Raw genomic sequence first — 14,503 nt, forward strand, 5'->3', positions numbered from 1 at the left:
GATGATGGCGCTCAGTTGTCGCCTTTGAATACGGTTCCCGCAGGGAGCACTGGCGTTTTTTCCAGGGCTTCAACCGGTGTCTGCGGGAGATAATGTTCAACTTGATGAGCCGGAATGTCGGCGTAATCCTGTTTCAGCCAGCGAACAAATCCGCCGACTTTCACCAGTAAAATGGCGAGGAAGGGAAGGGCAGTGAGGACGACGGTAGTTTTCATTGTTTCCAGCGAAGCACCGGTAAACAAGATGGAAAGCGGGATCAGGGTGATCACCACGCACCAGAATAGGCGAAGACCACGGTCAGGGTCGTCACCTTCCTGAAGATTTCGCGTACTGGTCGCCGCCATAGTGTAGGCCACCGCATCCATATGCGAGGCAAGGAAAATAATCATCACGCCCAGGTATGCGGCGAGGAATAATTTACCGGCTGGCAATGACATCAGAACTTGTTGAACGGCAGTTTCACCGCCCAACGTTTCCAGCACCTGTGGGACGTTGATTACGCCATTGATAAACTGATGAATGGCATAGCTTTCCATTACGCCGAAGAAGAACCAGCAACCGACGGTGCTGCCGAGGATCAGTCCCCAGATAACTTCTTTAATCTTACGACCGCGCGAAACTCGGGTGACAAACATTGCTACGCCAGGGGTGTATGAGATCCACCACAGCCAGTAGAAAACGGTCCAGTTGCGGGTAAATGAACCATCGCCAAGCGGATCGGTGAATAAGCTCATTTGCAGGAAGTTTTGCGTGGTCAGGCCGATGGCATTGATGATGCTGTTGGTAATAAATTCGGTTGGACCGACAATCAGCACCAGTAATGGCAGCAGGAATGCGCCCCAGCCAACCATTTTGCTTAGACGTTGCAAACCGTTGTTGATACCAATCCACGAGCTTAGGCAAAAAATGCCGCCGGAAAGCAGGATCACAAATGCCTGTACGGTAAAGTTATCGGGTAAACCGGTCAGCGCGGAAAGCCCACGGGTAAAGGTTGCTGCGGTGACAACAAGGGAAATGGTCAGTGCGCCGACAGTGGCGATCAGGAACATCAAATCGACCAGTTTCCCCCACGGGCCTTGCGGGCGAACGCCGGTAATAGCAGCAATAATGCCGGAAAGGCTCAACCCTTTATTTTTCCGCACATGAAAGTGATAAGCCATGATTAATGAGGCCAGCGTATAAGTTGCCCAGGCGCTGATGCCCCAGTGGAAGAAGGAGTAGGGAACGCTAAATTCGAGTGCCTGTTGTGAACGCGGTGCGATATTTAATCCAGGCGTTTGATAATAATAGGCCCATTCAGCAACCCCCCAATAAAGCGTAGAAGAACCTAAACCTGCACAAATAAACATAAACAGCCAGGAGAGCGTGCTGTATTCCGGTTTTCCTTCGCCAAGACGAATATTGCCGTATTTACTGGTGGCTAAATAAATCACCAGTCCCATTGCCAGCAAAACCAATACCTGTACGGCGGAACCTAACGTACGCGTAACAAAAGTGTATATTGCGTTGGCCGCGTCGGCCGATTGTTGTGGGAAAAGGCTTAATGCAGCTGCGATGAAAAGAATGGCCACCAGGCTGATGCTTATCAACGGCACATCTTTTTTCCTAACATTGCTCATCATGAGTCATCTCCTGGGCATAAAAGCCCGTCTCTGGCTTTTGCCAGTTGTAATTATTTGCAGGGTATGAGTTGTATGTTGTGTTTAACAAATTGATTATTTGCATGTTACATAAATTAAACAATTAAGAATACGGAAAGCCATAAAACACGAAACGGAAACAATAAAAGGTGAAATGACGCAGGTTATTTACTGCAAAGAACGAATAAAAAAACCGCGTCAGTGACGCGGTTCAAATAAACTGGTTTGACCTTAACGCAAAATAATTTTGCAAATCGCGTCGGCAACCTGTGGCGTGGTGGCATTGCCTTTCATATCAGGTGTTTTCGGCCCGTGAGCAATCACTTCTTCAATCGCTGCCAAAATACCGTTGTGTGCTTGCTGGAAACGCTCATCGCCATTGCCGAGAAAATCGAGCATCATTGCACCGGCCCAAATCGTGGCGATAGGGTTAGCAATATTTTTCCCGTAGATATCCGGCGCGGAACCGTGGACTGGCTCGAAGAGCGACGGGAAAGTGCGTTCCGGATTCAGGTTGGCGGATGGGGCAATGCCAATGGTGCCGGTGCAGGCCGGGCCAAGATCGGAAAGGATATCGCCAAACAAATTGGACGCCACTACCACATCGAAGCGTTCCGGCTGCATCACAAAACGTGCGCAGAGAATGTCAATATGCTGCTTGTCCCAGCGGATCTCCGGGTAATTCTCAGCCATTGCTTCCACTCGCTCATCCCAGTACGGCATGCTGATGGCTAAACCGTTCGATTTAGTGGCAGAAGTTAGCGTCTTACGTGGGCGGCTTTGCGCAAGTTCAAAGGCATAGCGCAAAATACGATCGACACCACGACGAGTAAATACCGATTCCTGAATGACGACTTCATGCTCTGTACCTTCATTCACTCTACCGCCGAGCGAGGAATATTCGCCTTCGGTGTTTTCCCTGACCACGTAAAAATCGATGTCGCCAGGCTGTTTTCCCGCCAGCGGGCAGGGAACGCCAGGAAAGAGACGAACCGGGCGCAGGTTGACGTACTGGTCGAACTCACGACGAAATTTCAGCAGCGAACCCCACAACGAAATATGGTCCGGAACGGTATCCGGCCAGCCGACGGCACCAAAATAGATGGCGTCGAAACGGCTAAGTTGCTCATGCCAGTCGTCCGGCATCATTTTACCGTGATGGCTGTAATACTCGCAGCTCGCCCACTCCATTTGCTCAAAACTCAAGGCGAAGCCCCAGCGCTCAGCGGCAGCCTGTAACACGCGAATCCCTTCAGGAAGGACTTCTTTGCCAATCCCGTCTCCCGGGATCGCAGCAATACGCATCGTTTTCATCATTGGGTTCTCACTTCCTGACCATCAAAATTGACAATACCCTCATCCTATAATTGACTGAAAAGGAATTAATCCCCGTAACTGGTGAAACATAAAACACGAATCATGAATAATTTACCGCTGCTGAACGATTTGCGCGTCTTTATGCTGGTGGCTCGCCGGGCTGGTTTTGCCTCCGTGGCAGAAGAATTGGGCGTTTCACCGGCGTTCGTCAGCAAGCGCATCGCCTTGCTGGAGCAAACGCTAAACGTGGTGTTGTTACACCGTACCACCCGCCGCGTCACCATTACCGAAGAAGGAGAGCGGATTTATGAATGGGCGCAGCGGATTTTGCAGGATGTCGGTCAAATGATGGACGAACTTTCTGACGTGCGTCAGGTGCCGCAGGGGATGCTGCGTATTATCAGCAGCTTTGGTTTTGGACGACAGGTAGTGGCTCCGGCGTTATCAGCGCTTGCGAAAGCGTATCCGCAACTGGAATTACGTTTTGATGTGGAAGACCGGTTGGTCGATTTGGTCAATGAAGGCGTCGATCTCGATATTCGCATTGGCGATGACATCGCCCCTAATTTAATCGCCCGCAAACTGGCGACCAATTACCGCATTCTCTGCGCGTCGCCGGAATTTATTGCGCAACATGGCGCGCCGAAACATTTAACCGATCTTTCTGCATTGCCGTGCCTGGTCATTAAAGAGCGCGATCATCCTTTTGGTGTCTGGCAATTACGCAATAAAGAAGGCCACCATGCGATTAAAGTTACCGGCCCACTGTCGTCTAATCATGGAGAAATTGTCCATCAGTGGTGTCTCGATGGGCAGGGGATTGCTCTGCGCTCCTGGTGGGATGTTAGCGAAAACATTGCCAGTGGTCATTTAGTACAAGTGCTACCGGAATATTACCAGCCAGCAAATGTCTGGGCCGTTTATGTTTCAAGGCTGGCGACGTCAGCGAAAGTGCGGATAACGGTAGAATTTTTACGCCAGTATTTTGCCGAGCACTACCCGAATTTTTCACTGGACCACGCCTGATTAATGATTCAATTATCGGGTTGATATCAGGTTAAACCCTGATTTTCTCCTTTCTAAGCCGCTAGAGATTGGTTAGCATATTCACCTTTAATCGCGCATGATCGATAGATAATTAAAGAGGTTAATGTGTTCGCTGAATACGGGGTACTGAATTACTGGACCTATCTGGTTGGAGCCATTTTTATTGTGTTGGTGCCAGGGCCAAATACCCTGTTTGTACTCAAAAATAGCGTCAGTAGCGGTATCAAAGGCGGCTATCTTGCGGCCTGTGGCGTATTTATTGGCGATGCAGTATTGATGTTTCTGGCATGGGCCGGAGTGGCGACATTAATTAAAACCACCCCGATATTATTCAACATTGTACGTTATCTTGGTGCGTTTTATTTGCTCTACCTGGGGAGTAAAATTCTCTACGCGACCCTGAAGGGTAAAAATAGCGAGGTCAAATCCGACGAGCCCCAATACGGAGCCATCTTTAAGCGCGCGTTAATTTTGAGCCTGACTAATCCGAAAGCCATTTTGTTCTATGTGTCGTTTTTTGTACAGTTTATCGATGTTAATGCTCCACATACGGGAATTTCATTCTTTATTCTGGCGACGACGCTGGAACTGGTGAGTTTCTGCTATTTGAGCTTCCTGATTATTTCTGGTGCTTTTGTCACGCAGTACATACGTACCAAAAAGAAACTGGCTAAAGTGGGCAACTCACTGATTGGTTTGATGTTTGTGGGTTTCGCCGCCCGACTGGCGACGCTCCAGTCCTGATGCATTCAGCCCGCGTTGTCGCGGGCTTCCCACCTGTAATCCTCCCTGATTCTTCTCTGATACGGTGCTAAAAAGTAATCAATAAATGGTATTTAAAATGCAAATTATCAGGCGTACCCTGAAACGGCTGAAATAAACTGTTTTCAGCACATTCATCGAAGGAGGGAAAAGGATGCTGCAAATCCCACAGAATTATATTCATACGCGCTCAACGCCTTTCTGGAATAAACAAACTGCGCCTGCCGGAATATTCGAACGTCATCTTGATAAAGGAACGCGCCCAGGGGTATACCCACGCCTTTCCGTTATGCATGGGGCGGTCAAATATCTCGGCTACGCTGATGAACACAGTGCAGAGCCTGATCAGGTGATCCTTATCGAAGCGGGGCAGTTTGCGGTGTTTCCGCCAGAAAAGTGGCACAACATTGAAACCATGACTGACGATACTTATTTCAACATTGACTTCTTCGTTGCTCCTGAAGTCCTGATGGAAGGCGCGCAACAACGGAAAGTCATTCATAACGGGAAATGAATCATGGGCAAAGCAACGTATACCGTGACCGTTACCAATAACAGCAATGGTGTTTCTGTCGATTATGAAACAGAGACGCCGATGACTTTGCTAGTGCCAGAAGTGGCGGCTGAAGTGATAAAAGATCTGGTGAATACCGTGCGTTCTTATGACACGGAAAACGAACATGATGTTTGTGGTTGGTAATTATCACTGATCGTAGATGGCGCAATTTCTGCGCCATCGCAAAAAAATCCTCCGTGATGCTTGTCACAAATCTTGCCCTCCTGATGTTGTGCTATGCTTTTTATCAGCGACTAACCCGCTAATGCAAAACAGATAAGTGAGGAAACAATGGGCATTCTGTCATGGATTATTTTTGGGCTTATTGCCGGTATTCTGGCGAAGTGGATCATGCCAGGTAAAGATGGTGGTGGATTCTTTATGACTATCCTGCTGGGGATAGTCGGTGCCGTAGTCGGCGGATGGATCAGCACGCTGTTTGGCTTTGGTAAAGTCGATGGCTTCAATTTTGGCAGCTTCGTGGTTGCCGTTATTGGTGCGATTGTCGTGCTGTTTATCTACAGAAAGATCAAAAGTTAACGCGTAAATTGCACAAAGGCTGCACACAGGCAGCCTTTGCTATTTTTTAGATGTGACGTTACCACCATCCCAACTCAGTGCCGAGAACGACAATAATCGCTACGCCCATCATAATAATCGTTGTTTTTTTCATCTTTATGCTCCCGGGGCAGCATAGCCGCCAATAAAAAACCATGCTAAAAATACGACCGCTGTAATAAAGATTACAACCGGAAAAATAATACCGATTCGCATGTTATCACCAATCAAAAGGATGTGAATACGCCTCAGGAATGTAGCGCTGAATGCGCGACAAAAGGTGTTTTCTGTTTGTGTTTTTTCTCCTGATACATCGCGATATCGGCAGCATGCAGGGCGCTGTCTGCATCGGTCGTTTCAGGATCGACTTCTACTATGCCAAGACTGGCACCAGGATAATACAAATCAACATCACCTAAGTGATATTCTCCGCGTATTTGCTGTTGAATACGTTCTCGCAGCGATGGAATATCCGCATTCTCATTGTTCAGTGAAACAACCAAAAACTCATCACCGCCGAGACGACCAATAACTTCGCCATTTTGCTGGAGCGTATTAAGGCGCTCGCCAACCTGAATAAGAAACAGATCGCCACTATTATGACCAAAACGATCATTGATTAATTTGAAGTTATCCAGATCGATAAATGCGATCATTATCTTATGGTTAAGATGCCTCGCAAGAGAAAACAGCGTCGTCAGGTTTTCAAAAATCGCCCGCCGATTCGGTAGCCCGGTTAACGAGTCGGTATACGATTGCGCAATCAGTGCGGCATTGGCTTCGCGCAGCTGTTCAACCAGCGCCTCTTTTTGAATATATTGTGCAATCAGTCCGGCGAATAACTGCAAAACCTGTTCCGCGCGTTCACTCCACTGGCGCTTCTCACTGCTGGCGGCGCAAAGCGTGCCATAGAATGATCCATCCGGTAAGTGAATTGGCGTGCTCAGAAATGTGGTGATGCCAAGATTGCGTGCCGCAATACAGTCGCCCCAACGGTCGGGGACTTCATCGCTGAAAAAGCAGTTTTCATCAATGGCGCGTTTGCATAACGAGTAATCCCACGAGACGGTAAAATTCTCCGGGATGTGCATTTTCTGGCTGTTACGGGCAAACATTATATGCTGCAGGCGCGCTTCGACATCCACTTTGGTCAGGTAGGTTGATTCCATATCAGTGACCATTTCCAGCATCTCCAGAAGCTGTCGGACCAGACTTTCCAGTGACTGTTCTTTGGCAAGGGATTGCGAGACGCGGGCGATAATCTGATCTGACACGAAACAACTCCAGGATACGGCGGGTAAATGCTGATTATTTAATCTTTGCAGGCATGATAAAACATCATCAACAAAGATGAAACAAGACGTAATATGTTTTGAGTGAATGTAATAAAAATAGTGCTGCAAAACAAAACGATACCGCGATACTCTAAGCCTGGATAAATATGTGAGATCAATAAATGAAAATTATCAGTTTTGTTCTGCCTTGCTTGCTGGTCCTGGCTGGTTGTTCAACCCCTTCTCAGCCAGAAGCACCTAAACCGCCGCAGATTGGTATGGCAAATCCGGCGTCGGTCTATTGCCAGCAGAAGGGCGGGACGCTCATTCCTGTGCAGACAGCGCAAGGGGTCAGCAACAATTGCAAATTACCGGGCGGTGAAACGATTGATGAATGGGCATTGTGGCGACGGGACCATCCGGCTGGTGAAAAATAACCGCCGGATGCTGCACTAAAATCACAAGCTACGTAGCCAGTCTGCCAGCACCAGCGCATGGTTCTGCGTGGTGTTTTTTGCTGAGTAGAGCAGGGTTAGCGGCTGTTTTTTGGCGATGTCTGCCAGCCGCTTTCCTTCTTGCTCGTGTTGCGTCAGTTCTGCAAGATATTGCTCGCGAAAGGTTGCAAAATCGACGACTTCGCCGTGAAAGGCTTTGCGCAGTTCCGTTGACGGCGTGATTTCTTTATCCCACTCATCAAGGGCTAAATCGGTTTTTTTGATACCACGCGGCCAGAGGCGGTCGACCAGTACGCGATAACCATCGCTCTGTTCTGCCGGATCATAAACGCGTTTGCACTGAATATTCATCGTATTTGTTCTCCCTTTCACGCATGATTTGTCACGTCACTATAGCACCGGATATTAGCGAATTTCTTTGTCTCTCCCGGCGCAAAGTCCGAAAATCGCCATCAGTAGTGAAAGTATTGCAACACCCATCAGTGGTACGGACCAGTCACCGTTAGCATCGTGTATTTTACCCATCAGCGGCGGCCCACAGGCTGCCAGCAAATACCCGACGGATTGTGCCATCCCCGAGAGTGCCGCCGCCTGATGCGCAGAACTTGCCCGCAGACCAATGAACGTCAACCCCAGTATCATTGTTGCGCCGGAACCAAAACCGAAAAGCAGAGTCCAGGTGATCGCGTGTGCTGGCATAAAGCAGAGCCCAACCGCGCCCACTGCGCACATCAAGGCAACGAACGCTGCAATACCACGCTGATCTTTCACATGATGTAAGAAAAGTGGGATCAGCAAACCGGGAGCTGCTGTGGCTAGTTGCAGCAAACCATGCAGTGAACCCGCCTGTGCTTCGCTATAGCCGTGACTGATGAGGATCGCCGGAAGCCAGCCAATAATCACGTAATAGACCAGTGAGTTGATCCCAAGAAACAATGTTACCTGCCAGGCAAGCGGCGAACGCCAGATACCCCGAGTATGTAAGGCGCGTGAGGTACTCAAATTTGCATGTTGTTGACTTCGCCACTGTGGCAGCCATAAAAAAAGAGCCAGCAGAGGAAAACACATCAGCATGAGCAACGCGCCTTGCCAGCCAAAACCGTTCAAAGCCAGCGGCACGACCATAGCCGATCCCAGTGCCGCAGCAGCTCCCATTGTCAGGGAATATGCGCCGGTAAGTCTGGCGACGGAATGAGGGAAATCGCGTTTAATTAATCCTGGCAGTAAGACATTGCCTAATGCAATCCCACCGCCAATGACCGCTGTACCGCCAAATAATAAGTAAGGCGAAGGGAGAGAGCGAATTGCAATACCAGCACAGATCAAAAGTAACGCGGCAAACAGGCTACGTTCCATACCAAAACGTCGCGCCACCGGGGCAGCCAGCGGTGAGATTAGCGCAAAGGCTAATAATGGCAGGGTGGTCAATAAGCCGGTTTGCGCCGTCGTCAGCGAGTAAGCGGAACGAATCGTATCCAGTAACGGTGCTGCGCCGGTAAAGGTGACGCGTAATGTTGTGGCAATCATCAGAATGCCAGCGATAAGGACAATCCTGTTTTTGCCGCTTAATGAAGTTGAACAGGTCATATGCTTCTCATTGTTACAAACGAGGCTGTACCTTACCGTTTTTATTGTTATGTTGAATCAAGCTAAAATGACAAATTATCGCTAAATTCGGACAAAATGATGCACAGGTTGAATCTCAATGGCTATGAACCCGACCGACACCATGAAGCCGCGGTCGCATTTTGTATTCACGCCGGAACGGATGAGTTAACCAGTCCTGTACATCAGCACCGCAAAGGGCAGCTGATACTGGCGCTACATGGTGCAATTACCTGTACGGTGGAAAATGCGTTGTGGATGGTGCCGCCACAATATGCGGTTTGGATACCGGGCGGGGTGGGACATAGCAATCAAGTGACAGCTAACGCTGAACTCTGTTTTCTGTTTATCGAACCCAGCGCAGTGACATTGCCAACAACCTGTTGCACATTGAAAATATCGCCCTTATGCCGGGAATTAATTTTAACCCTGGCAAACAGGACGACGACTCAGCGTGCTGAGCCGATGACCCGCAGATTAATTCAGGTCCTGTTTGATGAACTTCCTCAGCAGCCACAACAACAGCTGCACCTGCCCGTTTCTTCTCATCCTAAAATCCGCACGATGGTGGAGATGATGGCGAAAGAGCCCGTCGAGTGGGGGGCATTGGGCCAATGGGCTCGCTTTTTTGCGATGAGTGAACGCAATCTTGCCCGGCTGATAGTGAAAGAGACGGGGTTGAGTTTTCGCCAGTGGCGTCAGCAGTTACAGCTGATTATGGCGCTTCAGGGATTAGTGAAAGGCGATACTGTACAGAAAGTTGCTCATACGCTGGGGTATGATTCAACAACGGCCTTTATTACTATGTTTAAGAAAGGCCTGGGGCAAACGCCAGGCCGATATATTGCGGGATTAACTACTGTTTCCCCACAATCAGCGAAACCAGACCCGCGGCAATAAGCGGGCCAACCGGTACGCCGCGAAACAGCGCCACGCCCAAAACAGTGCCCACCAGCAGCCCGGCGACCAGTTGCGGCTGGCTGCCCATTAACGTCACGCCGCGCCCACCCAGCCAGGAGACAATAACGCCTACTGCAATTGCCACCAGCGATTTCCAGTTCAGAAACGAGTGAATCAGGGTTGAGGGCGGTAGCGTCCCGCTGGCGATGGGGGCCATAACGCCAATCGTCAGAATGATTATCCCGATACTTAGCCCCTGTTTTTCAATCCACGGGAAAAAGGTGCTTAACGGTGTGACGCGGACAATGATTAACACCAGAATTGAAACGGCGACAGTGGTGTTATGACTGATAAAGCCCAGCGCAGCTAACCCGAGCAGGATCAGCAAAGTGACATCAAACATCGTGGTTTCCTTGCCAAAAAATAATAAGCCTGCTTACTTTACGCTTGCTGCAGGAAGGAAGTAGAAAATCTTTACGTTTTTTGCATAAAAAATCAGGCGAACTGTCATCAAACTGCCATTTGTGCACGCTAACAATAACGTGAAAACAGCTATCTCCCCGGGGCATACTATGAACGATCAAATGTTTGTCGAGACACTGATTATCACGTCATCGTTTTTTGCCATTGCTGTTGTGCTGGTTTTGTCCGTTCTGCTTATTGAACGGACAGGCTAGTTACGCAGTGCGGCGGAAATTGACCAGTTCTGGTTGCGCAATGCGCAAATAATCCGCGGTTTTCAAAATAACGGATTTATCCAGCATGCCTGCATTGAAGGCGATTTCATCAAATCGTTCGAAGAGTAGGGGATCGGCAACCAGTTTGAGTTTTGGATGGAAGCTGAAAGGGGGGATCGCGCCGAAGACACAGCCTGTGAGTTCATCGACTTCCGCCGGGCTGGCCAACGAAGCGCGTAATCCGCCTATATGGCTGGCGAGTTGGCTCAGATCGGCCTGTTGATCGGCCGCGAGGATCGCCAGAACATGTTGATTTACGCCATTGCCTTTGACTTTACATACCAGTGCCTTAGCCCCCTGGCCTAAAGCGGTGCCACGAATTTCTGACACCGCTTCACATTTACCTACCGCTTCATGGGTAACGACGCGGAAGTCAGCACCTTCTTGTGATAATAAAGCGATTAACCGCTGATGCGTCACGCTTCCTTTAGCCATTTCAGTCATTTCATGCTCCTGAGATTACAAGCAAACAACCACAGAAGGTTATCATGAACGGCTGTTTTTGTTCTGCTTATTGACATATAAACGCTCATCGGAAGCTTTATATGCATCATGTAACGTATCGTTTTCTTTCATCGCGTAAATACCGGAAGAGAAGCCGATCTCTTTCTGCGGCGCGATATGTTGCAGACGTTTTTCGATACGTTCAGGCAGTTGTGCTGCAATTTGCGGCGTCGAATCGACAAGAATGATGCAGAATTCATCGCCACCGAGTCGGATGGCATAATCACTTTTACGAATCGACTGTTTAATCGCCTGAGCTAATAACGTAATCGCTAAATCCCCCTCCTGATGACCGAGGGTGTCATTTATTTGCTTTAACTTGTCCATGTCAATAGCAATAAACATCACCGAAGAACCGGATTGCACCAGTTTCTGCAACCGCTGCTCCAGTTCAGGGGTTAAAATTTTGCGATTATACAGTCCAGTCATCGCATCACTAATATTTTCTCGCGACACATTTTGGTATAAACGGAAGTGCATCCGCACCATATTCAGCAAAATTAACGCCGTCAAAATCCAGAACAGAACGCTTTTCCACGAAGATGTGATAAAGTAAAGAATATCAATGGATAACGATACACGAATGCCGCCCGGTAAGTCATGGACGTAACTGACATACTGGAACAGATTATCTTCGCTCTGGTTGATGATAATGTCGCGCCCAGAATCTGTATCGGTTAGCGTGACATTGAGAAAACGCCAAAGGAGAGGGCGGTCATGCGTGTAAAAGATATTCCGCAGATTGTTTTTGTTAATATCCAGCAGCACAATCCCTTTTAGCTGCCCTGCGACATATACCGGCGTCAGCAAACTCATCACGTTCTGTTTAGTACGCTGATCCTGGTAAATGCTCGATAATACGGTACGCCCGGTAAATACCTTTTCAATATCTTTGCGATCGATGCCAATACTTCCTGACTGCAGGAAGGACCAGTTATTCATCGCAAAGTACTCAACATTAACCGGCTCATAAAAATAGACATAGCGGTCATTGAGATCGAGATAATAGTGAAATTTCTCTTCGGCCATCCCAAGACCTGAACCGTAATCATCCTGGTGGCGGTTGCCTTCCACTGCCTGATCAAAAGCGGGTAATAGTGCTGCAGCTTCCACAATGGTGTCGCAGTCAGTGGATGCGGTTTGTAGTGTGCCGCGTAAGCCCGGGTATTTATGGGCAGTCAGGTTTAAGCCATGGGTATTATTGGCAGACTCAAAAGCCTCGCAGATGGCGCGCCGCTGTTCTGGCGACACTTCCGACTGCTCAGCAGCGAGAGCGCGCATCACATGCGCGGCAATACTCTGATTTTGATACTTATCATAAAGAAAGGAGGAATCTGCTCTCTGCACGATATAGCGCAGATAGGCACTCATTGCTCTGTCGCTGGCGACAAGTTCAAAAATAAGGAAGGAAGATGTCAGCACAATGACACTTGCGGCGATAAAATGCCGGAGCATTCTATGGTGCAATTTCATGATAAATGGCACTCCTTCGGTTAGTGAAACGAGAAAACCAGATAAAGTTCGATTGCGGCCTGGCACAGGGGCGCTAATTATACTCATCTCTGCGCCGCTGGGGAGGGGAAATTTAGGGGTAATAGTAATAAATTGTATGCAAAAGCCACGCAAAAAGCATGGCTCTGAATATTTTTGCACTTAAATATGATGAATAATCACTTTGTTGCCCCCCTCGCTTTTCGCTTCGCGTAAGGCTTTATCTGCTTCCGTCATGACAAGCGAGATATTACGCGTGTCACCCGTTGAAAAAACCGTGCCAATACTGATGGTCATTTGTTCAGGAACATCATATCTGTTACTAAAACCGGTCAGGAGTTCGACATTTTTACGCATACGTTCCGCAATGATTTTTGCCTGGGCACTATTGAGTTCGGTAAATAGCAAGCCAAACACCTCACCCTCCAGTCGCGCTAAAATATCATCGGGGCGGATGCTTTGCTGGATAATATCGACAATTGAAACCAGCACTTTATCACCCACACGATGTCCCCATTGGGCATTGATGCGCTTGAACTGATTAATATCAACCAGCATGACACAAAAGTCCTTAACAACAGGTCGCGACAATAATGACTCTACGCTGTTGAAAAAGTAGCGCCGATTATAAATATTGGTCAGTACATCATGAACTGCCAGTTTGCTGGAGAGTTGCAGTTCCTGAAAAATGTTATAAATCAGAAAAGACACAACAAACAGTTTACTGGAAACTTCAATCCCGCGACTGATATACCAAATGGTGTAATTATACTCATCCAGAGTCAGTAGAAGTAAGTTGCAGCATAGCGATGCCAGACATAATAATGCTATTAACGGCCATAGTTCGCTGGCTAATCGTGTACGCATGATAATAAAGAACAGTAAAAATGCCCACAAACAAACCAATATTTTTGTATAGTTGATTCCCCAGGTCGCAGTATGGTTGTCCGGACAGTAATCGACGACATACAAAGAATAGTCAGCGTTATAACTGCTCAGATTGTGTGCCAGAAGGGGAAAAACTAAAAAAGGAATCAGCGCCAGCAACAGAATGCCAGTTTTTTTCTTATTGTTGTCAAGGATGTTGTCTTTCCCATAACAAAAGAGCGCCAGCGAGGTTAAACAAATGAAACTGAGTTGGCGGAAAATATAGAAAATAGAAACATCATTCGACTTTGTCTGGATCAGTGTACTGCCGTTGATTGGTTTATGGATAATTACAATGGTTTCAACTAAATAGATAAGGCCACTTAAAAATGCAAGGCTTAAAATGAGTGTTGGTAAAATTTGTTTGTTAGTGAAATACTTCATTAACATGAAAAGAAAAATGACGGCGTTAAGGAAAAACAAAGCCACAACAACCATCAGGTAATTCATCTGTGGGATGAGTTTTACATTCGTGTTTTCGTTATATAAGGTAGTAATGCAAAATAAAATTAACGTCAGCAATAAGCTGAAAATAAAAAAGCCTTGAGCTTTTAATTTTTGTGTACCCATAGAAGCCATAAAAAGGAGAGCAATGTGAGTGCTGGATTTTATTGATGGCAGAGATATATGGTTTTGACCAGGATCAATTTTCGTTGACGATAAAAAATAATTAAAGAATAACCCCAGGGAAATACGTGTTGACCGAATCATTTTTCCGAATGATTGTTTT

Annotated in this window: 19 protein-coding genes; 8 read left to right on the top strand and 11 right to left on the bottom strand. The window is 47.7% G+C overall.

Features of this window, described 5'->3' with window-relative positions; translation table 11 throughout:
- Positions 1-11 precede the first annotated feature (11 nt).
- Entirely contained in the window at positions 12-1,622 is a 1,611-nt protein-coding gene (yeaV, locus tag FQ015_RS03220; protein ID WP_160523702.1) for a BCCT family transporter YeaV, read from the bottom strand.
- A gap of 249 nt (positions 1,623-1,871) precedes the next feature.
- Positions 1,872-2,957 (bottom strand): multifunctional D-malate/3-isopropylmalate/tartarate dehydrogenase, encoded by a 1,086-nt coding sequence (gene dmlA / locus FQ015_RS03225; RefSeq protein ID WP_000978494.1) that lies wholly within the window; start codon positions 2,955-2,957, stop codon positions 1,872-1,874.
- Positions 2,958-3,059: 102 nt separating this feature from the next.
- On the opposite strand from dmlA, the gene dmlR reads away from it, so the two are divergent.
- The 5 genes from dmlR (at position 3,060) to FQ015_RS03250 (ending at position 5,862) form a co-directional block, all read left to right on the top strand.
- On the top strand, positions 3,060-3,983 hold the full coding sequence (gene dmlR, locus FQ015_RS03230; protein ID WP_039020770.1) for a DNA-binding transcriptional regulator DmlR: 924 nt from the start codon (positions 3,060-3,062) through the stop codon (positions 3,981-3,983).
- Positions 3,984-4,109: 126 nt separating this feature from the next.
- Positions 4,110-4,748 carry a leucine efflux protein LeuE gene (gene leuE, locus FQ015_RS03235; RefSeq protein ID WP_000457194.1) on the top strand — a complete coding sequence of 213 codons (639 nt, stop codon included), beginning with the start codon at positions 4,110-4,112 and terminating at the stop codon, positions 4,746-4,748.
- A gap of 172 nt (positions 4,749-4,920) precedes the next feature.
- Positions 4,921-5,280, top strand: coding sequence for a DUF1971 domain-containing protein YeaR (yeaR, locus tag FQ015_RS03240; protein ID WP_000939320.1), 360 nt, complete (start codon positions 4,921-4,923; stop codon positions 5,278-5,280).
- Positions 5,281-5,283: 3 nt separating this feature from the next.
- Positions 5,284-5,466: a DUF1869 domain-containing protein gene (locus FQ015_RS03245; protein ID WP_000513737.1), complete on the top strand. Its 183-nt coding sequence runs from the start codon at positions 5,284-5,286 to the stop codon at positions 5,464-5,466.
- 147 nt (positions 5,467-5,613) lie between these two features.
- Positions 5,614-5,862 (top strand): GlsB/YeaQ/YmgE family stress response membrane protein, encoded by a 249-nt coding sequence (locus FQ015_RS03250; protein ID WP_000512153.1) that lies wholly within the window; start codon positions 5,614-5,616, stop codon positions 5,860-5,862.
- Between the two features lie 58 nt (positions 5,863-5,920).
- Here FQ015_RS03250 and yoaJ read toward each other — a convergent pair whose 3' ends face one another.
- From yoaJ to dgcP, 3 genes are read right to left on the bottom strand one after another with little or no spacing between them, the layout of a single operon-like run.
- On the bottom strand, positions 5,921-5,995 hold the full coding sequence (gene yoaJ, locus FQ015_RS03255) for a protein YoaJ (RefSeq protein ID WP_001386836.1): 75 nt from the start codon (positions 5,993-5,995) through the stop codon (positions 5,921-5,923).
- Between the two features lie 2 nt (positions 5,996-5,997).
- Positions 5,998-6,096 carry a YoaK family small membrane protein gene (locus tag FQ015_RS03260; RefSeq protein WP_001219350.1) on the bottom strand — a complete coding sequence of 33 codons (99 nt, stop codon included), beginning with the start codon at positions 6,094-6,096 and terminating at the stop codon, positions 5,998-6,000.
- A 32-nt stretch (positions 6,097-6,128) separates the two neighbouring features.
- On the bottom strand, positions 6,129-7,154 hold the full coding sequence (dgcP, locus tag FQ015_RS03265) for a diguanylate cyclase DgcP (protein WP_024212062.1): 1,026 nt from the start codon (positions 7,152-7,154) through the stop codon (positions 6,129-6,131).
- Positions 7,155-7,336: 182 nt separating this feature from the next.
- Between dgcP and yoaF the strand changes: the two genes are divergently transcribed.
- The gene (gene yoaF / locus FQ015_RS03270; protein WP_000691930.1) at positions 7,337-7,591 is read left to right on the top strand and encodes a DUF333 domain-containing lipoprotein YoaF; all 255 of its coding nucleotides are present in this window, start codon (positions 7,337-7,339) and stop codon (positions 7,589-7,591) included.
- 21 nt (positions 7,592-7,612) lie between these two features.
- Here yoaF and FQ015_RS03275 read toward each other — a convergent pair whose 3' ends face one another.
- Positions 7,613-7,960, bottom strand: coding sequence for a DUF488 domain-containing protein (locus FQ015_RS03275; RefSeq protein WP_001354723.1), 348 nt, complete (start codon positions 7,958-7,960; stop codon positions 7,613-7,615).
- A gap of 54 nt (positions 7,961-8,014) precedes the next feature.
- On the bottom strand, positions 8,015-9,196 hold the full coding sequence (nimT, locus tag FQ015_RS03280; RefSeq protein WP_000128490.1) for a 2-nitroimidazole transporter: 1,182 nt from the start codon (positions 9,194-9,196) through the stop codon (positions 8,015-8,017).
- A 96-nt stretch (positions 9,197-9,292) separates the two neighbouring features.
- On the opposite strand from nimT, the gene nimR reads away from it, so the two are divergent.
- Positions 9,293-10,114, top strand: coding sequence for a DNA-binding transcriptional regulator NimR (gene nimR, locus FQ015_RS03285; RefSeq protein WP_160523703.1), 822 nt, complete (start codon positions 9,293-9,295; stop codon positions 10,112-10,114).
- On the opposite strand, the gene FQ015_RS03290 is transcribed toward nimR, so the two are convergent.
- Entirely contained in the window at positions 10,071-10,517 is a 447-nt protein-coding gene (locus tag FQ015_RS03290; protein WP_000460707.1) for a DUF441 domain-containing protein, read from the bottom strand. The genes nimR and FQ015_RS03290 overlap by 44 nt on opposite strands.
- A gap of 169 nt (positions 10,518-10,686) precedes the next feature.
- Between FQ015_RS03290 and yoaI the strand changes: the two genes are divergently transcribed.
- Positions 10,687-10,791, top strand: a complete 105-nt coding sequence (yoaI, locus tag FQ015_RS03295; protein WP_000999630.1) for a small membrane protein YoaI — start codon at positions 10,687-10,689, stop codon at positions 10,789-10,791.
- Here the strand turns inward: yoaI and yeaK are convergent, their stop codons facing one another.
- From yeaK to FQ015_RS03310, 3 genes are all read right to left on the bottom strand, one after another.
- A complete protein-coding gene (gene yeaK / locus FQ015_RS03300; protein WP_000138043.1) occupies positions 10,792-11,295 on the bottom strand; it encodes a mischarged aminoacyl-tRNA deacylase in 504 nt (167 codons plus the stop codon).
- Between the two features lie 42 nt (positions 11,296-11,337).
- Positions 11,338-12,828, bottom strand: a complete 1,491-nt coding sequence (gene dgcJ / locus FQ015_RS03305) for a diguanylate cyclase DgcJ (RefSeq protein WP_000766137.1) — start codon at positions 12,826-12,828, stop codon at positions 11,338-11,340.
- 180 nt (positions 12,829-13,008) lie between these two features.
- Positions 13,009-14,484: a sensor domain-containing diguanylate cyclase gene (locus tag FQ015_RS03310; protein WP_105276946.1), complete on the bottom strand. Its 1,476-nt coding sequence runs from the start codon at positions 14,482-14,484 to the stop codon at positions 13,009-13,011.
- Positions 14,485-14,503: the final 19 nt, after the last annotated feature.

This window comes from Escherichia sp. HH26CH (genome assembly GCF_009820205.1).
Taxonomy (GTDB): Bacteria; Pseudomonadota; Gammaproteobacteria; order Enterobacterales; family Enterobacteriaceae; genus Escherichia; species Escherichia coli_F.